11 protein-coding genes are annotated in these 18,926 nt (G+C 69.9%); 3 read left to right on the forward strand and 8 right to left on the reverse strand.

The genetic code is table 11. The features are described from left to right. Positions 1-30: 30 nt before the first annotated feature. Genes HLH27_RS01350 through HLH27_RS01365 form a run of 4 tightly spaced genes read right to left on the reverse strand, consistent with a single transcriptional unit; the run spans position 31 to position 9,515 of the window. On the reverse strand, positions 31-1,602 hold the full coding sequence (locus tag HLH27_RS01350) for an efflux transporter outer membrane subunit (RefSeq protein WP_182947288.1): 1,572 nt from the start codon (positions 1,600-1,602) through the stop codon (positions 31-33). A 5-nt stretch (positions 1,603-1,607) separates the two neighbouring features. Then, positions 1,608-4,922: an efflux RND transporter permease subunit gene (locus HLH27_RS01355; RefSeq protein ID WP_182947289.1), complete on the reverse strand. Its 3,315-nt coding sequence runs from the start codon at positions 4,920-4,922 to the stop codon at positions 1,608-1,610. Next, entirely contained in the window at positions 4,919-8,086 is a 3,168-nt protein-coding gene (locus HLH27_RS01360; RefSeq protein WP_182947290.1) for an efflux RND transporter permease subunit, read from the reverse strand. Before HLH27_RS01360 ends, HLH27_RS01355 begins: the two co-directional genes overlap by 4 nt. A gap of 46 nt (positions 8,087-8,132) precedes the next feature. Then, positions 8,133-9,515: an MdtA/MuxA family multidrug efflux RND transporter periplasmic adaptor subunit gene (locus HLH27_RS01365; protein ID WP_182947291.1), complete on the reverse strand. Its 1,383-nt coding sequence runs from the start codon at positions 9,513-9,515 to the stop codon at positions 8,133-8,135. 325 nt (positions 9,516-9,840) lie between these two features. Between HLH27_RS01365 and HLH27_RS01370 the strand changes: the two genes are divergently transcribed. From HLH27_RS01370 to HLH27_RS01380, 3 genes are all read left to right on the forward strand, one after another. Further along, entirely contained in the window at positions 9,841-10,149 is a 309-nt protein-coding gene (locus HLH27_RS01370; protein ID WP_182947292.1) for a CsbD family protein, read from the forward strand. A 175-nt stretch (positions 10,150-10,324) separates the two neighbouring features. Next, positions 10,325-10,972, forward strand: coding sequence for a ribonuclease HII (locus HLH27_RS01375; RefSeq protein WP_182947293.1), 648 nt, complete (start codon positions 10,325-10,327; stop codon positions 10,970-10,972). Further along, the gene (locus HLH27_RS01380; protein ID WP_182947294.1) at positions 10,969-12,069 is read left to right on the forward strand and encodes a site-specific DNA-methyltransferase; all 1,101 of its coding nucleotides are present in this window, start codon (positions 10,969-10,971) and stop codon (positions 12,067-12,069) included. Before HLH27_RS01375 ends, HLH27_RS01380 begins: the two co-directional genes overlap by 4 nt. Positions 12,070-12,185: 116 nt before the next feature. On the opposite strand, the gene HLH27_RS01385 is transcribed toward HLH27_RS01380, so the two are convergent. The 4 genes from HLH27_RS01385 to HLH27_RS01400 all read right to left on the reverse strand — a co-directional run bounded on the left by HLH27_RS01385 (position 12,186) and on the right by HLH27_RS01400 (position 18,919). Further along, on the reverse strand, positions 12,186-12,800 hold the full coding sequence (locus tag HLH27_RS01385) for an ankyrin repeat domain-containing protein (protein ID WP_182947295.1): 615 nt from the start codon (positions 12,798-12,800) through the stop codon (positions 12,186-12,188). 199 nt (positions 12,801-12,999) lie between these two features. Beyond that, entirely contained in the window at positions 13,000-15,135 is a 2,136-nt protein-coding gene (locus HLH27_RS01390) for a VWA domain-containing protein (RefSeq protein WP_182947296.1), read from the reverse strand. A 2-nt stretch (positions 15,136-15,137) separates the two neighbouring features. Beyond that, positions 15,138-17,924, reverse strand: a complete 2,787-nt coding sequence (locus tag HLH27_RS01395) for a DUF4159 domain-containing protein (RefSeq protein WP_182947297.1) — start codon at positions 17,922-17,924, stop codon at positions 15,138-15,140. Next, positions 17,921-18,919 carry a DUF58 domain-containing protein gene (locus HLH27_RS01400; RefSeq protein WP_182947298.1) on the reverse strand — a complete coding sequence of 333 codons (999 nt, stop codon included), beginning with the start codon at positions 18,917-18,919 and terminating at the stop codon, positions 17,921-17,923. The genes HLH27_RS01395 and HLH27_RS01400 overlap by 4 nt, the downstream gene beginning before the upstream one ends. Between the last annotated feature and the right edge of the window lie 7 nt (positions 18,920-18,926).

The following is an 18,926-nucleotide window of genomic DNA, read 5'->3' on the forward strand; positions in this document are numbered from 1 at the left end:
GCTGCCTGGCGGCCCGGGGCGGCGTGCCGCTTACTGATTCTTGTCCTTCTGGATGAAGGATGGCAGGAGCGGATTGTCGGTCTGGAGCGAGGCCTTCGATGGCAGGCGCGTCGCGTTCCATCCCCCACCCAGAGCCTGGACCAGGGCGACGCTGTCGACCATGCGTTGCTGCTGGATCGAGAGCGTCGTCTCGGCGATGCCCAGGGCCGTGGTCACGTTGGTGATGACCGTGGTGTAGATCTGGGTTCCGGCCTCGTATTGGTTCATCGACACCTGGACCGCCCTGTTGGCGTAGTCCAGCGCGACCTGCTGCTGGGCGGCCTGCTGGGCGAGAATGCGCAGGTTGGACAATTGGTCCTCGGTGCCCTGCATGGCCGCCAGAACGGTCTGTCGGTAGGTGGCTACCGCGCTGTCGTACTGGGCGTCGGCCGAGTGGACGGCCGCGGTGCGCGAGCCGCCGCTGAACAGGGTTTCGGTGGCCGAGGCGCCCAGCGACCAGACGCGGTTGGCGACGCTCATCAGCGAGGTCACGGGGTCGCCGCCGCTTTGTGCGTAGCTGGCATTGATCGTGACGTCGGGGAAGAACGCGGCGATGGCGGCGCCGATCTGGGCGTTGTACTCCTCCATCGCGCGCTCGGCTGCGGCGATGTCGGGGCGGCGTTGCAACAGGTCGGCCGGGACGCCGACCGGAATGGCCGGGATGGCGCGGCTGAGCTCGCCCGGCTTGATCGTGAGTTCGGCGGGCGAGCGGCCGACCAGGACGGCGATCGCGTGCTCGTACTGCGCGCGGGCGATGCCGGCCTGGATCAGCGAGGCGCGGTTCTGCTCCAGCTGGGTGCGGGCCTGCATGACCGCCGTCGGGTCGGTGACGCCGGCATCGTACTGGTTCTGTGCGATCTCCAGCGCCCTGCTATTGAATTCGACATAGCGGCGCAGCAGGTCCTGTAGCGAATCCTGGTAGCGCAGGTTGAAATAGGCCGTCGCGAGCTGTGCCTGGTAGGACAGGGTGGCGTTGGCGAGGTCGGCGGCGCTGGCCTGGGCGGCCGTCACCTGGCTTTGGATATTGCGGCGGATTCGGCCCCACAGGTCGAGGTCCCAACTGGCGCTGGGGCCGATATTGTAGGAATTGTAGACCGTGCCGGCATTGGCGTAGGTGCTGCCGGAGGACGAGACGGACGAGCCGCCGTGACCCGCGCGGTTGAAGCCGACGCTGCCGCTGATGGTCGGGAACAGCTGCGCGCGGATGCTGTCGATCGTGGCGCGGGCCTGGCGGTAGTTGGCCTCGTACATTTTGACGTTCTGGTTCGAGATCGCGACCCGCGATTCCAGGTCGTTCAGGATGGGGTCGTCATAGATCCGCCACCAGGCATCTTTGGGCAGTTCCGCCATCGCGGGCTGCGCCTTCTCCCAGCCCGGGGCCGGGACCAGTTCCTTGAACCGGGCCGAGACCGGGGCCGTGGGGCGGTGGTAGGACGGGCCGACCATGCAGCCGGCCAGCAGCAGGGGGGACAGGACGACACCCAGCAGAAGGGCATGCCGGCGCGGCGCGGACGCGCCGGGGCGGGATTTGGGGGCGATCGGGCGGGAGGGCGGCAGGGACATCCGGGTCAGGCATCCTGTTGGGAAAGGGGGCCCCGCCGGCCCGTGAGGGCATTGGCCAGGGAACGATAACGGCGACGGCACCACTGGCCGAAGCGGTCGAGATACAGATAGACGACCGGGGTTGTGTAGAGCGTCAGCGCCTGGCTGACGACCAGGCCGCCGACGATGGCGATGCCGAGCGGGCGCCGCAGCTCCGAACCGTATCCCTGGCCCAGAATCAGCGGCAGGGCCCCCAGGGCGGCGGCCAGCGTCGTCATCATGATCGGCCGGAAGCGCAGCAGGCAGGCTGTGTGGATGGCCTGGGCCGCCGACAGGCCGTTGCGTTCGGCCTCGATCGCGAAATCGACCAGCATGATGGCGTTCTTCTTTACGATGCCGATCAGCAGGATCACCCCGATCATCGCGATCAGCGAGAAATCCTCGCCGGCCAGGTCCAGCGCCAGCAGGGCGCCGACGCCGGCCGAGGGCAGGGTGGAGAGGATGGTCAGCGGGTGGACATAGCTTTCGTAGAGGATGCCCAGGACCATGTAGACCGCCGCCAGCGCGGCCAGGATCAGCAGCGGCTCGTTATTGACCGATTTCTGGAGCTGGCCGGCATTGCCGGCGAAGCTGCCGTGGATGGTGGGGGGCACATGCAGGCGCACCATTTCGGCGCTGACGATCTGGGTCGCCTGTTGCAGGGGGACGCCCGTCGCGAGGTTGAAGGATACGGTTGCCGCGACCGACTGGCCCTGATGGTTGACCGACAGCGGTGTGAGCTGCGTCGCCACCGTGGAGACGATGCCGAGGGGGACCATCGTTTCCGCGTTGGTGGAGACCGCCGAGCCGTTGGAGGCGGAGGCGCCGCCGGCCAGGCTGTTGGCGATCTGGTTGCGGAAGGACTGGCTGCTGAGGCTGTTGGCCTGGCTGGTGGCGATGGAGGAGGCGGGGACGCGGATCGTGTTGGCCCGCGTTCCGCCGCCGGCGGAGCCGCCGGCGGTGCTGATCCAGGCCTGCTGGAGGCTGGCGGGGTCCTTCCAGAAACGCGGCTCGACCTCCATCACCACATGATACTGGTTGAGCGCGTTGTAGATGGTCGAGGCCGAGCGCTGGCCGTAGGCGTCGTACAGCGTGTTGGCCACCAGCTGCGGCGTGATGAGGGTGCGGGCCGAGGTCTCGCGGTCCAGGGCCACGTTGAGGGCCGAGCCGCCCTGCTGCACGTCGGACGAGACGTCGGTCAGTTCCGGATGTTTCTGGAGGGCCGAGACCAGCTTCGGCATCCAGGCATACAGCTCGGTCGGGGAATCGGATTGCAGCGTGTACTGGTAGGCGGCGTTGGACTGGCGCGCGCCCAGGCGCAGCGTGCCGGGGGCCATGGTGTAGAAATGCGCGCCCACCATGTTGCGCAGCCGCGCGCTGATGCGCGCGATGGTGGTGCTGGGCGGGCCCGCGCGCTGCGACTTGTCCTTGAGCACCACGAACATGTTGGCCTGGTTGGACGAGCCGCGCCCGCCGGTGAAGCCGGTGATGCTGACGACGTCGCGATCGGCCATCACGGCCTTCTGGACCTCGTCGATCTTGCCGACCAGGGCCTGGAACGAGATCGACTGGTCGCCTTGCAGGTGGCCCATCAGCATGCCGGTGTCGCTGTCGGGGAAGAAGCCCTTGGGCATGTGGATGAACAGCGCCACCATCAGCACGACCGTGCAGGGCAGGGACAGCAGGACCAGGCGCGGATGGGCCAGCGCCGCGTCCAGCGTGTAGCCGTAGCCGCGTTGCAGGCCGCCCAGCAGGCGTTCCAGCACCGCCGCCATGCGTGCCCAGAGGCGCCCCAGGGGGCCGGTGGCGGTGCAGGTCGCGTCGTGCGTCGGCAGGAACAGGGCCGCCATCATGGGCGTGAGGGTCAGCGACAGGACCATGGAGACGATGATCGTGATCGACATCGTCATCGCGAATTCGTGGAACAGCCGGCCCGCGACGCCGCCCAGCAGCAGGATCGGCAGGAAGACCGCGATCAGCGACATCGAGATCGAGAACACGGTGAACCCGACTTCCTGCGCGCCTTGCAGGGTGGCCTGGAGGCGGCCCATGCCGTCTTCGAGGTGGCGGCTGATATTCTCGATCACCACGATGGCGTCGTCGACGACGAAGCCGGTGGAGACCGTCAGGGCCATCAGCGACAGATTGTCCAGCGAGTAGCCCAGGAGCTGCATGGCGCCGAAGGTGGCGATGATCGATGTCGGCACCACGATGGCCGGGATCAGCGTCGTGCGGACCGAGCGGAGGAACACCAGCACCACCAGCACCACCAGCACCACCGAGATGATCAGCGTGTACTGGGTGTCGGCCAGGGCGGCGCGGATGGTGACGGAACGGTCCAGGATGGCGTGCAGCTCGACACTCGGCGGCAGGGCGGCGCGCAGGGCCGGGATTTCGGCGTTGATCTGGTCGATGGTGCGGATGACGTTGGCGCCGGACTGGGCGAAGATGATCGCCAGAACCGCCGGCTGGCGGTTGTAGTAGCCGGCATTGCGCAGATCCTCGACGCCGTCATTGACGGAGGCGACGTCGGCCAGGCGCACCGGCCGGCTGTTGTGATAGGCGATGACCAGGTCGCGATAGGCCTGGGCGTTGTGGGCCTGGTCGTTGGTGTCCAGCGTGTAGCGGCTGCCCTGCTGGTCGATGAAGCCCTTGGGGGTGTTGGCGTTGGCCGAGGCCAGGGCCGCGCGCACGTCCTCGAACCCGATCCCGAACTTGTAGAGCGGCAGGGGGTTCATCTCGACACGGACCGCGGGCAGCGAGCTGCCGCCGACCTCGACCTCGCCCACGCCGCGGATCTGCGACAGATGCTGTTGCAGGACGTTGGAGGTGAGGTCGTAGAGCTGCGACATCGTGCGCGTTTTCGATGTCAGCGCCAGGATCATGATCGGCGCGCCGTTGGGGTTGGCCTTGAAATAGCTGGGGTTCTGGCGCAGCGACGTGGGCAGGTCGGCGCGGGCGGCCTGCAACGCGGCCTCGACATCGCGGGCTGCGCCGTTGATGTCGCGGTTCAGGGCGAATTGCAGGGTGATGCGGACCTGGTTCTGCGTCGACTGGGACGTCATTTCGGTCAGGTCGGCGATCGCGCCCAGGCGCCGCTCCAGCGGAGCGGCGACCGAGCTTGCGATTTCCTCGGGCGATCCGCCGGCCTGCCGCGCCTGGACCTGGATCACCGGGAAATCGACGTTCGGCAGGTCCGCGACCGGCAGCGCCTGGTAGCCGATGATGCCGGCGATCAGCAATGCGATCGTCAGCAGCGTCGTCGCGACCGGTCGAAGAACGAAGAGCCGGACCGGATTCATGTCGCGGTCTGTTGCGGGGGCGGTACGTTACGCGTCGGGGAGCCGAAGCGGCGCCGCAGGTCCAGGCTGATCCGGTCCATCAGCAGGTAGATGACCGGGGTGGTGAACAGGGTCAGCAACTGGCTGAGCAGCAGGCCGCCGACGATGGCGATGCCCAGCGGGCGCCGCAGCTCCGACCCCGTGCCGGTGCCGATGACCATCGGCAGCGCGCCCAGCATGGCGGCCAGCGTCGTCATCAGGATCGGCCGGAAGCGCAGCAGGGCGGCGTGGTGGATGGCCTTCATCGGCGGCATGCCCTCGATCCGCTCGGCCTCCAGCGCGAAATCGATCATCATGATCGCGTTCTTCTTCACGATGCCGATCAGCAGGACCAGGCCGATGATGCCCATCACGCCCAGGCCGGCGCCGCTGAGTTGCAGGGCCAGCAGGGCGCCGACGCCCGCCGAGGGGAGGGTGGAGAGGATGGTGATGGGGTGGATGAAGCTCTCGTACAGGATGCCCAGCACGATATAGACCGCGACCAGGGCGGCCAGGACCAGCCACATCTCGTTGCCCAGGCTGTTGCGGAAGGCCGCCGCCGTGCCCTGGAAGGAGGTCTGGAAGCTGGCCGGCAGGTGCAGCGTGCTCTCGACCCGTTCGATCGCGTTCGTCGCCTCGCCCAGCGAATAGCCGGGGGAGACGTTGAAGGAGATCGTGGTGGCCGGGAACTGGCCGACATGGGTGATCAGCAGCGGCGCGGTGCCGCGCGTGACGGTGGTGACGGCGCGCATCGGGACCAGGCCCGAGGTCGGCGAGCGCGTCGGGCCCGAGGTGCTGCTGCCCGAATTGCCGCTGATGCCCGGGAGGTAGAGCTTGTCGAGCGACACCAGGTCCTTCTGGAAGGCGGGATCGGCCTCCAGGATCACGCGATACTGGTTCGACTGGGTGTAGATGGTCGAGATCTGGCGCTGGCCGAACGAATCGTACAGCACGTTGTCGATCGTCTGGGGGGTGATCGAGTATCGCGCGCCGGTGGTGCGGTCCAGCGTCACATGGGCCACCAGCCCTTCGGCCTGGAGGTCGGACGTGACGTCGGACAGGGCCGGTTCCTTGCGCAGGGCGGCGATGACCGTGGGCACCCAGGTGCGGAACTGGTCGTAATCGGGATTTTCCAGCAGGAACTGGTACTGGGTCGCGGACACCGTGGTGTCGAGCGACAGGTCCTGCACCGGCTGGAGATAGAGGCTGGCGCCGGGGATGTCGGCCACTTCCTGCTGGATGCGGGCCGAGATTTCGGCGGCGGTTTCGGACCGGTCGTCGTGCGGGCGGAGGTTGATGAGGAACCGGCCCTGGTTCAGCGTCACGTTCTGGCCGTCGACGCCGATGAAGGAGGACAGGCTGACCACGTCCTTGTCCTGCAGGATGCGGCGCCCCAGCTCCTGCTGGTGGGCCGCCATCGCGTCGAAGGACGTGGATTGCGCCATGACCGAGATGCCCTGGATCACCCCGGTATCCTGCACCGGGAAGAAGCCCTTGGGGATCGACCAGGCCAGCAGGCCGGTCAGGCCCAGCGTGGCGACGAAGATGGCCAGGGTCAGCTTCTGGTGGCGCAGGACGACCGTGAGCGCCCGGCCGTAGGCGGCGATTACGGATTCGGTCCAGCGCTCGACGGCGGCGGACCAGCCGCGCGCGTCGGGGCCGTGCGGGCGCTCGCTGAGCAGGCGGGCGCACATCATGGGCACCAGGGTCAGCGAGACCACCGCCGAGAGCACGATCGTGACCGACAGGGTGATGGCGAATTCGTGGAACAGGCGGCCGACCACGTCGCCCATGAACAGCAGCGGGATCAGCACCGCGATCAGCGAGACGGTCAGCGAGATGATGGTGAAGCCGATTTCGCCCGCGCCCTTGAGGGACGCCGTCATCCGGTCGTCGCCCATTTCGATGTAGCGGGCGATGTTCTCGATCATCACGATGGCGTCGTCGACAACGAAGCCGGTCGCGATAGTCAGGGACATCAGCGACAGATTGTCCAGCGAGAAGCCCATCAGGTACATGATCGCCAGCGTGCCGATGAGCGACAGGGGGACCGACAGGCTAGGGATGATCGTCGCGGGGACGTTGCGCAGGAAGACGAAGATGACCGCCACCACCAGCGCCATGGCCAGCACCAGCTCGAACTCCACATCGGCCACCGAGGCGCGGATGGTGGTCGTGCGGTCGGTCAGCGGGGTGATGGTGATGCCCGGCGGCAGCGCCTGGCGCAGTTGCGGCAGGGCGTATTTGATGTTGTCGACCACCGAGATGACGTTGGCGCCGGGCTGGCGCTGCACGTTGAGGATCAGGGCCGGCGTGGTGTTGGACCAGGCGGCGAGCTGGGTGTTCTCGGGGCCCTGGACGACGGTGGCGACGTCGCGGATGCGGATCGGGCCGCTGTTCTGGTAGGCGATGACCTGGTTGAGCAGCTGGTCGGTGCTGACGATCTGGCCGTCGACCCGCAGGGTGGAGGCGCGCTGCGCGCCGTCGAACGTGCCGGTGGGCGAGTTGATGTTGACGTTGCCGATGGTGGTGCGCAGCGTGTCCATGTCCAGGCCGAACGAGGTCAGCTTGGGGACGTTGACGCGCACGCGGATGGCCTTGCGGTTGCCGCCCGACAGGGTGACCAGGCCCACGCCCGAGATCTGGCTGATCTTCTGCGCCAGGCGGGTGTAGACGTAATCCTCGACCTCGGTCAGCGGCATCGTCTTCGAGGTGATGCCCAGGGTGAGGACCGGGGTGTCGGCCGGGTTGACCTTGGCGTAGATCGGGGGGGCCGGCAGGTCGGTGGGCAGGAGCATCTGCGCCTGGTTGATCGACGCCTGGACTTCCTGCTCCGCCACGTCCATCGACATGGTCAGCCCGAACCGCAGCGTGACGATCGAGGCGCCGCCGGAGGATTGCGACGTCATCTGGTCCAGGCCCGGCATCTGGCCGAACTGGGTTTCCAGCGGCGCGGTGACGGACGTGGCCATGACGTCGGGCCCGGCGCCGGGATAGAAGGTCTGGACTGTGATGGTCGGGTATTCGACCTGCGGCAGCGCCGAGACCGGCAGGAAATGATAGCCCAGCAGGCCCGCCAGCATGATGGCGAGCATCAGCAGCGTGGTGGCGACCGGGCGTTCGATAAACAGGCGGGACGGATTCACGCACGGCTCTCCGGCTGAAGGCGACGGATCGGATGTCGGGCCGGGATCATTGCTGGGGCTGCCCGCCGGATGTGCCCGAGGTGCCGCCCGCCGGGCTGTCGGTCGTGCCGCCGGTCGCGCTGCCGGTCATGTCGCCCTGGCTGGCCGCGCGGTGGCGATGGCGGCCCTGCCCCGTGGGGGTGGCGGCGTTACCGGCCGGGGCGGCCGTGGCGTCGGTCGCGGTCGGGATCGTGACCTTGGCGCCGGCATGCAGGTGGTCGGTGCCGTCGGTCACGACCGATTCATTTTCCTTCAGCCCCGTTGTGACCACCACGCTGTCGCCGTGCGTGGTGCCGGTCTTGATGTCGCGGACCTCGACCGTGCTGTCGGGCTTGACGACGTAGACGAACGAGCCGTTGGGCCCGGTCTGGACGGCGTTGGTGGGGATCAGCAGCACGCCGTGCTCGGTATTGACCAGCAGATGGGCGTTGACGAACTGGTTGGGGAACAGGGTTTCGTCCTGGTTCGGGAAGATCGAGCGCATCTTGACCGTGCCGGTCGCGGTGTCGATCTGGCTGTCCAGCACGCTGACGGCACCGTCGGCGAGCTTGCGCGTGTTGGTGCTGTCCCAGGCTTCGACCGGCAGGGAGACGCCGGTGTGCAGGCGCTCGGCCACCCGGCCCAGTTCGGTCTCGGGCAGGGTGAAGATGACCGAGATCGGCTGCATCTGGGTCAGGATTACCAGGCCGTTGGTCTGGCCGGCGGTGATGTAGTTGCCCATGTCGACCTGGCGGATGCCGACGCGGCCGTCCACCGGGGCGATGACGTGGCAATAGATGATCTGGAGCTTCTCGTTGTCGACCTGGGCCTGGTCGACCTTTACGGTGCCTTCGAGCTGCGCGACCTTGTATTGCTGGTCGACGGCGGTCTGGGCCGCGATGCTGTTCTGGTTCATCAGGCGCTGGTAGCGGGCATTGTCCACCCGTGCCTGCTGCAACTGCGCGATGTCGGAGGCGAGCTGGCCCTGGTACTGGGCCAGCAGGACCTCGTAGGGCCTGGTGTCGATCAGTGCCAGGAGGTCGCCCTTCTTGACGTGCTGGCCCTCGGTGAACAGGACCTGCATCAGGTAGCCGTCGACGCGGGACTGGACCGTGACGTTGGTGATCGGGATCACGGTGCCCAGTTCGGTTAGTTCGACCGGCATGTCGCCCTTGTGCACGGTGGCGACCGCGACCGGCTGGACATCCGCCGCCATCTGGGCGTGGCGCGCGCTGCTGCCGCCATGGCCGTGGGGCCGGAGGAAGGCCACCGCGATCACGGCGGCGCCGACGAGCGCCGTGCCCCATAGCAGGAGGCGGCGGCGCGATTTCTTCCCGGCGCTGCCCTGCCGGCCGGGCCCTGTCGATTGATGAGCGGGCACGTCGGACGGGTCCAGAGTCGGTTTGTCCATGGTCGTCAGGTCTTCCTCAATCCAATGACGTCGGGCACGCCCGGGCGTGCGGTTTTGTTGGGGGCAGTGTTAGCAGCTAAGCGAAAAAAAGATGCCTAAATCCTTGCTTAGGAAACCGTCTAGAAATGTAACAAATTTCGGCGCTCGCCAACTGTCCGCCGTGCGTTTTCGGCCGGTAGCGGGATCGGGGCGGCCACGATAGCGTGCCATGCGGGCCGGACGATCCGGCCCTGCCCGGGGGCGGGACGCGCAACCGGGGTGCATTCGATCCGTTTCCACAGGATCGGCCCCGTTCGGGGCCGGCCTGTCTGGAGGAGTAAAAGGCATGACGGAATCCGGTAACGAAACGTTTGTCGAAAAGGCAAAGGGCACCATCGAGGAGGGAACCGGCCGCCTGAAGGACGCGGCGGGGGGCCTGACCGGCGATCTGGGCCTGCAGGCCGAAGGCAAGGTCGATCAATTGAGCGGCATGGCGCGCCGGGAATTCGCCGAGCTGTACGAGGAGAGCGAAGGCAAGGTCGAGAAGGCGGTGCTGTTCGTCCAGGACCGGCCGCTGCTGTCGGTGGCGATCGCGGCCGTGGTCGGACTTGTGGCCGGGCTGATCCTGCTGCCGCGGCGGGCGTCGAAGGGCTGAAATCGCCCCGGGCCGAGTCCCTGGCGGGAGGTATTTTTTCCGTTTGAAAGGACTCGGCATGGAATCAGCATCTTGCGCAACATGACGTAAAGATGGTTTCCATCCCTTCAGGACGTGATTCGGTGTGCGAATCGGGCGACAGGCGCCCGGCTCGGCCCGGTTCGGGATGGGGTGGATGCCGGATTACACGCGCGAGGCGCAGCATGGCGGACGGGTCGCCGGGGTGGATGAAGTGGGCCGTGGCCCGCTGGCGGGCCCGGTCGTGGCGGCCGCGGTGATCTTCGACGGCGGCGTGCCGGACCAGCTGGCCACCCTGCTGGACGATTCGAAGAAGCTGTCGGCCGTGGCGCGGCGGCGGGCCTATGCCGCGCTGCGCGGCGCCCGGGGCGTGCATGTGGCGGTTGCCGCTGCCTCGGTCGCCGAAATCGCGCGCCTGAACATTCTGCATGCCGCCTTTCTGGCGATGCGGCGCGCCGTCGCGCGCCTGCCGGTGCGGCCGGACCTGGTGCTGGTGGATGGAAATGCCGCCCCCGATTTCGGCTGCCGGACGGAGTGCGTCGTGGGCGGGGACGGGGAGAGCCTGTCGATCGCGGCGGCGTCGATCGTGGCCAAGGTGGTGCGCGACCGGCTGATGGAACGGCTGGCCGTGCGCTGGCCCGCCTATGGCTGGGAGCGCAATGCCGGCTATGGCACTGCCCAGCATCGGGCTGCGCTGTGCGATGTCGGCACCACGCCGCATCATCGCGCGGCCTTCGGCTTGGTCCGGCAATTGTCGCTGGGCCTGCCCGCCGACGGCAGCCCGGCCGCCTGGGGCGTGTCATGAGCGGCGCCGTGATGATGGAACTGCCCCTGGACCAGATCCTGCGCGGCGATTGCATCGAGCTGATGCAGACCCTGCCGAGCGGGTCGATCGACTGTATCTTCGCCGATCCGCCCTACAACCTCCAGTTGCGCGGAGAGCTGCGCCGCCCCGACGACAGTATCGTGGACGGGGTGGACGATGACTGGGACAAGTTCAGCGACCTGGCGGAATATGACCGGTTTACCCGGGCCTGGCTGGGCGAGGCCCGCCGGCTGCTGCGCAAGGACGGCACGATCTGGGTGATCGGGTCGTATCACAATATCTTCCGGATCGGCGCGATCCTGCAGGATCTGGGGTTCTGGATCCTGAACGACGTGATCTGGCGCAAGTCGAACCCGATGCCGAACTTCCGGGGGCGGCGTTTCACCAATGCCCATGAGACGCTGATCTGGGCGGCGCGGGGCGCCGACAGCCGCTATCGCTTCAACTACCAGGCGATGAAGGCGCTGAACGACGATGTGCAGATGCGCTCGGACTGGTACCTGCCGCTGTGCACCGGGGGCGAGCGGCTGCGCAATGCCCATGGGCTGAAGCTGCATCCGACCCAGAAGCCCGAAAGCCTGCTGCACCGGGTGCTGGTGGCCTCGACCAACGTCGACGACATCATCCTCGACCCGTTTGCCGGCACCGGCACGACGACGGCGATGGCGCGGCGGCTGCGCCGGCGCTTTATCGGGATCGAGCGCCATCCGGACTATGCCGAAGCCGCGATCGGCCGGGCCCGGCGCGAGCGCCCCGTGCCGCTGGACAGCGTGCTGACCACGCCCGCCCGGCGCGAGGCCCCGCGCGTGCCCTTCGGCAGCCTGGTCGAACGGGGCCTGCTGCCGGCCGGAACGATGGTGTACGACCGGCATCAGCGCGTATCGGCCACCGTCGCGCCCGACGGCACGCTTGTCAGCGGCACGCAGCGCGGGTCGATCCACAAGCTGGGGGCGCTGCTGACCAATGCCCCGTCCTGCAATGGCTGGACGTTCTGGCACCTGATGCGCGACGGGCAGATGATTCCGCTGGATACGCTGCGGAGCGAGGTCCTGTCGCAGGACAGTTCGGCGAGCTGACCGTTACCGGGGCTCTGCCCTGGACCCGGCGGGGCCTGAGGCCCTGCGCCCCGATTATTCGATCCCGATTATTCGATAACGACTGGGGTCTTCGGTGGAAGGCTGCCCTTGAGGGGTCAGCCGCCGCCGAAGCCGAGGAAGCCGATTTCGGGCCGGGGGGTGCCGTTGTCGCGCGGCGCGGTGCGGCTGGTTGCCATCATCACGCCCGAGCGGGACCCGTGGCTGGTGCCGTCGATGGTCAGGTGGCCGCTGCCGTCATGCATCGTGATGCCGGAATGGGTGGTCGAGGCCGCGATCACGTGCTCGTCGTCCAGCGTGCGGAGCGACAGCAGCAGGAAGGTGATGTCGTTGCGGTTGAGGTCGATCGCCATGTCCAGTGGCGTCTGGCCGAGGACGTTATGGCCTTCCATGTCCGCGCCACGGTTCAGGGCTTCCTTGGCCGCGCCGAGGCTGCCGCGATTGATGGCGTCGAACAGGGCGGCGGTCGGGTTCAGGTCGCTGTTGGCGTGGCCGCTGACTTCCTCGTTCGCCTCGGCGCCCGGCAGGGCGGCCGGGGGGGCGGAGGCGCGGGCGGCGCGCCGGGCCTCGGCCTGCTTTGCCGCGTCGGCGGCTTCGGCTTCGGCTTCGTCGTCATCGGACTGGGCATAGGCGAAATGCATCGGGGCCATGATGACCGCGCTGCCCGTGAGCAGCGCGAGAAAGAGAAGGCGGATACCTGTTCTGACAATCATTGCTCGTCTCAGTAACATTCGTCTCGATGACAGGCGCGACCTGTTCGGGGCGGATGCGGGCCGCCCGAGATGGACCGGCCTGCCGGACGCGTACCCGGCCTGCTTTCATAATCCAGATCAGGCCGCGATGCGATGGAAATCGCAGGATCGTGAGTCGTGGTGCCGTCCGCCTGTCTTCCGGGGCTTCTGGAGCCGCCTCTCAGCGGCCTTCGCGCCACCAGCCGGCCAGCAGCAACGCGGTGGCCAGCGCCAGGACCAGCCATGCCGGCAGGAGGGGGCTGGCGGTGCGGCCGGTGACGAGGCGGGCGTCGCGCTGCGGAAAGCCCATCCAGTCCGGCCCTGCCGTGCGGCCCGCGGCCGGGGCGTGCAGCGTGGGCAGGTGGGGGTTGGCCGGATCGTCGCCCAGCCAGTACACGCCGCCGCCCGCCTGGCCGGCGAGGGGCGCCGTGACCGTGGCCGTGGCGCGCAGGTCGGACCATTCCAGCGGGTCGTCCTGCACCGGGGCGGCGAAGGCGCGATGCGTGCCGTCATCGGCCATCCAGATGCCCTGCTGGCCGGCCGGTGCCTCGGCCTGGGACAGGCCGATGCCGGTGGCATGCAGCGGCACCTGGCGGGTGGTGCCGTCGGGCGCGGTGATCGTGACCGCGCGGGGGGCGACGGGGGCGGCGGTGCGGCGGGTCACGACGATGCGGCCGTCGGCGATGGTGGCCGTAAGCTGTTCCTCTTCCAGCTCCGGCTCCTTCATCAGCCAGTGCGAGACGTGGCGCAGCAGTTCGGATTGCGGGCCGCCGCCGCCCTCGCCGTGCGACCACAGCCAGATCTGGTCGGACAGCAGGAAGGCGACCCGGCCCCGGTCCACCCGGTCCAGCACCAGCAGCGGGGTGTGGGCCGGGCCGTCCATCAGCACCTGGCCGTGGACGGAATCGGTCCGCAGGACGCGGTACCACGGGCCCCATTCGGCATCGTGCCCGTCGGGGGCGCTGCCGGCGCCGGGCAGGCCCGCCGTGACGGGGTGGCGGTGGCCGTCGGCCGTGAGCGTGGGGCGGAAACGCTGCTCGACCAGCCCGCCTTCGACCGGGACGTGGGCAGGCAGGATGTCGCCCAGCGGCGTATCCTGCAACGAACCCGCACCCAGGAATTCCGGGCCGCCGATCAGCAGCAGGCCGCCGCCGTCGCGCACATACTGGGCGATGTTCTCGAGATAGGCGCGCGGCAGGATGGCGCGGTTCTCGAACCCGTCCAGGATGATCAGGTCGAACTGGCTGATCTTTTCCTGGAACAGTTCGCGCACCGGGAAGGCGATCAGCGCCAGGTCGGACAGCGGCGTGCCGTCATCCTTGTCGGGCGGCCGCAGGATGGTGAAATGCACGAGATCGACCGAGGGGTCGGCCTTGAGCAGCCGGCGCCAGACGCGCTCGCCCTGGTTGGGGGTGCCCGAGACCAGCAGCACGCGCAGCCGGTCGCGCACCCCGTTGATCCGCACCACGTCCTGGTTGTTGACGGTCGAGACCTCGCCCTCGAGGGGGGAGACCGACAGGCCGACCAGCATCGGGCCGGGGTGGGTGACGGGCAGGGTGATGTCCTGCGGCTGCCCGACGCGGACGGTCTTGCGTAGCGGGGGCTCGCCGCCGCGATCGAGTTGCAGCGCGACCTCGGCGCCGTTGTCGGGGTGGGGGCCGAGATCGTCGACCTGCACCCTGAGCGTCGCGGTCTGGCCGACGATGGCATAGGGCGGGGCCTGGAGGATGCGCAGCCGGCGGTCGGTTTCCTCGCCTTTTGCCGTCAGCAGCACGTGCAGCGGCAGGGTGGTGTGGCGGCCGCCGGCATCGGCGGGGCGCAGATGCTCGGGCACCTGCGGCGGGGTGTCGTGGACCTGGCCGTCGGTCAGCAGGATGGCGCCGGCCAGCCGGGCCGGGGGAATGTCGGCCGCCGCCTGGTCGAGCGCCGCGAAGAGGCGGGTGCCCTGGCCGTGCCCGTCGCGCACGGTGACGGTGCGCAGCGTCAGGCCCGGTATGTGCGCGGCCTCGGCTTGCAGGCGCTCCGCCGCCTGATGGGCGACGGCCGCGCGCTGGCCCACGCCCATGGAAGCGGACTGGTCGACGACCAGGATGGCGGTTTCGGGCAGGGCCTGCCCCGTTTCGCTGATGCGTTCGGGGCCGGACAGCCACAGCAGGACGATGGCCGCCGCCGCCGCGCGCCACAGCGTGCCGCGCGCCCGGCGCAGCAGCCCGGCCAGCAGGACGAGCGCGGCCAGGAGCGCCAGCGTGTAGAGCAGCCACGGGGGGAGCAGCGGCGAGAACGACACGATGTGCCGCAGGGTGGTCAGGTCCGGCATGGTCATTCCCCCAGCCGCCGCAGCAGGGCGGGGACATGGACCTGATCCGCCTTGTAATTGCCCGTGAGGGCGTAGAGCACCGCGTTGACGCCGAACCGATAGGCGGTGACGCGCTGGGCGGCGCCGTCCGGCACCGTGGCATAGGGTGTGTCGCCCTGGGCGTCGACGGCCCAGGCATGGGCCCAGTCGCTGGAACCGATGATGACCGGGCTGACGCCGTCATTCGCGCTGTCGCCCTCGCGCGCCACCCAGACCGGCAGCCCGTCATAGCGGCCGGGGAAGCTGTGCAGCAGGTAGAAGGTATGGGCCAGTACGTGCCGGTCGGTCAGCCGGGTAAGGGGGGGGACATCCAGCCCCCTGGTCATGCGCCGCAGGGCCGCCGCCGTGCCGGGGGCCTGGGCGGCGAAGCCGGCGCCCTGGGCGGTGTCGGTGCCGGGGGCGGCGGGATCGACGCCCTGGCTGTCGATCAGCAGGATGCCGCCATGGCGCATATAGGCGTTGAGCGCCGCCGTGCGGGCCGGGTCGATTGTCGCGTCGGCCGCGACCGGCCAGTAGAGCATCGGGTAATAGGATAGGTCGTCGCGGTCCGGCACCACGCCGTCCGGGTGGCCCAGCACGGCCGAGGTGCGGGCGTTGGTGTAATCGGACAGGCCTTGCAGCCCCTCGCGCGAGACGGCGTCGATATCGGCATGGCCGGTCAGGATATAGCCCAGCCGGGTTTCCAGCGCCGCGCCGGGCACGCCGTCGGGCGCGGGCTGGGCATGGGTGGGCGAAGACAGGGTGGCCAGCAGCATCGCGCCGACCAGCGCCCCGGCCCGCCGGCCCGACAGGAGGCCGGCCCGCAGCAGCAGCGTCAGCACCGCGTCCAGCGCCAGCAGCAGCAGGGCGGCGGCGACCAGCCAGGGGCCCAGCGCGCGGTCGCGGGACTGGCCGCCCAGCGTGACTTCGTGGCCGATCGTGGACTGGGGGGCGAGCGGGCCGATGGCGTCGCCCAGGTTCAGGGCCCGTCGGCTGGCGCGGGGGCCGTACAGGCCCGGCGGGTGGGCGGCGGAGGCCGGGGTGGTGCCGAATGCGTCGGCCGGCAGGGCCCGCGCCGCCGGTGGAGGCGGGGCGAGGGCGCCGTCGGCGTCGAGTGTCATGTACGGAGCCAGCAGGCTGTGGTCGGCCGGGGCGTCGACGCCGACCGAGCGTTCGGCCAGCCGGCGCAGCATGTCCACGAACAGGCCCGAGAGCGGCAGGTTGGACCATTCGGCCGTGCTGGTGACATGGAACAGCACGATTTCGCCCGCGCCGAGGGCGGCGTGGGTGACGAGCGGCGTGCCGTCGGTCAGGCGCGCCCAGCTATAGGTGGCCAGGTCGGCCGCCGGGCGGGCCAGGACCTGTCGCGACACGGTGACGTCGGTGGGGACCGCCAGCCCGTGGAACGGCGAATCGTCGGGGAAGGGGGCCAGATGTTCCGGCTTGCCCCAGGACATCGCGCCGCCGAGCTGGCGCTCGCCCGCCATCAGCGGGACGGGGAGCAGGGTGTCGGGCAGCGGGGGGGACGAGGGAGCGCCCGCATCCGCGCTGTTGTCGGGGGCGGTGGGGTCGTGGTCGGGGCTGCCGTTGAGCAGCGGGCCGGCGAAGCGAATCAGCATGCCGCCCTTGCGCACCCAGTCGGTGACGGCGCGGCGCGTATCCGGGCTGCCCAGCGCGCCGTCGGGCGCGATCAGGATCGAGAGCGGGCGGGCCAGCAGGTTGGCGGCCGGGCCCTCGCGCAGTTCGGCGGTGGGGGAGAGGGCGCGGCGGAGATAGAACAGCGTGCCGACCAGCGGGGTGTCGGTGCCCGCGACGCCGATCAGCCCCACCGGGCGGCGGCGGTCGCCCTCGTCGAGCAGGCGCACGCCCGCCGGGCCGGGCATGTCGCGCAGGACCAGCCGGCCGATCCGGTTGCGCAGTTCGGCAGGCAGGGTCACGGCGGCCGTTCCCTGGCGGGCGTCGGCCGCCACGGGTACCGGCACCAGCGAGAGCACGCCGCCATCGGTGGCTTCGGCCCGTACCGTGAACTGGCGCGGATGGGGGGTGGGCAGCGTGCCGACGGCGACGTGGAGCTGCTGGTCGCCGGTGGGGGGAGCGGGCGTGAGGGCCGCGACCGTTGCCTCGCGGTCGATGAGGGTCCGGACCGGGCCGAGCGTGGCCAGCGCGGCGGCGAAGGCCGGGTCGTCGGAGGCTGCCAGCCCGTCGGAGACATAGGCGATTTGCCCGTGCCATCCGCTGGAGGCCAGGTCGCGCAGGGCCTGTGCGGCGGCGGCGCGGTCGGTCGGCCAGGGCATGGGGCGGGTGGAATCCAGCATGCCGCGCAGCAGGGAGGGTGGGGTCGGGGCGCCCACGGACGGGGCCTCGCCGGCCGGTCCGGGCGCGGTCGTCAGCAGGCGCACCGGATGGGTCGTGCGGTCCAGCAGGGCATCGACGGCCGCCAGCCGGCGCGACCAGTCGGGCACGGCGGCCCAGCCATTGTCGAGGACCACCGTCAGCTCGGCATCCTGGCCGGGCGTGGATTGGCCCGTGCGGTCCTGTCGCAGCACCGGGCCGGCCAGGCCGACGATCAGCGCCCCCAGGGCCGCGCAGCGCAGCAGCAGCAGCCAGAGCGGGGCGGTGGCGGCCTGCGTGACCCGGGCCCGCAGGCCGCGCAGCAGCATGATGGCGGGAAAGGCGCGGCGCTGGGGCGGCGGCGGCAGGGTGCGCAGCAGCAGCCACAGCACCGGCAGGATGGCCAGCGCCGCCAGCAGCCAGGGAAGCTGGAAGATCATGGGCGCTCTCCCCGCCCCGACAGGGCGGCGTGCAGGGCCAGCAGGGCTTCTTCCGGCCGCTGGTCGGTCGCGTGGCGGAGCAGGAGGTGGCCGTTGGCGCGGCACAGATCGGCCAGGTCTGCCTGGTGGCCGGCATAGGCCGCCCGATAGGCGCCGCGTATCTGCTCGACCCCGGAGAGGGTCAGCGGGTCCTCGCCTTCCAGGCCCGCGAAGCGGACATGGCCTTCATAGGGCAGTTCGGCCTCCGCCGGGTCGTTGACCAGCAGGAGCATGGCGTGGGCCGGGCGGGCGGTCAGGCCGCGCAGCAGCGCCGCCATGGCGGGCAGGCCGCACAGCCCGTCGCCGATCAGGACCACCCGCGCGTGGCGGGGCACCTGCTGGGGGTGCGGCAGGCCGGTATCTTCCGGGTCCTGCGCCATGCTGCGCATCAGCGCAACGGCCAGCCGGTCCAGCGCCGCGCGGCCGCCGGGGGGGATGTCGACCGGTTCGTCCGGGGTGAGCAGGCGCACCCGTTCGCCCTGGCGCAGCAGCAGGGCGCCCAGGGCCAGGGTCAGGAGGAGGGCGCAATCCGATTTCAGCGGCAGGGCCTGGGTGGAGCGCCAGCGCATCGATGCGCTGGGGTCGCACCACAGGCAGACAGTCTGCGCGGCCTCGGCCTCGGTCTCGCGGACATAGGCGCGGCTGCTGCGGGCGGATTGGCGCCAGTCGATGCGCGTGACCGGCTCGCCGGGCTGGGCGGGGCGGAACTGCCAGAAATCCTCGCCCGGGCCGGCCTGGCGGCGCCCATGGTGGCCGGCGGCGACCGTCGCGGCGATGCGCTGGGCCGACAGGATCAGCGACGGCATGCGCGCGGCTAGGTTTTCCGCCGCCGCCAGGGGGATGGCGGCCGGGTTCATGCCCGAATCGGGTGTATCCGCCGACGAGGGGACGTGCCGCGCCAGCGCGCGGCGCAGGAACGCGGCCGCGCGGCCGGGCAGGGAGGGAGACCGCGTCATCGCGACG

Source organism: Gluconacetobacter takamatsuzukensis (assembly GCF_014174275.1).
Taxonomy (GTDB): domain Bacteria; phylum Pseudomonadota; class Alphaproteobacteria; order Acetobacterales; family Acetobacteraceae; genus Gluconacetobacter; species Gluconacetobacter takamatsuzukensis.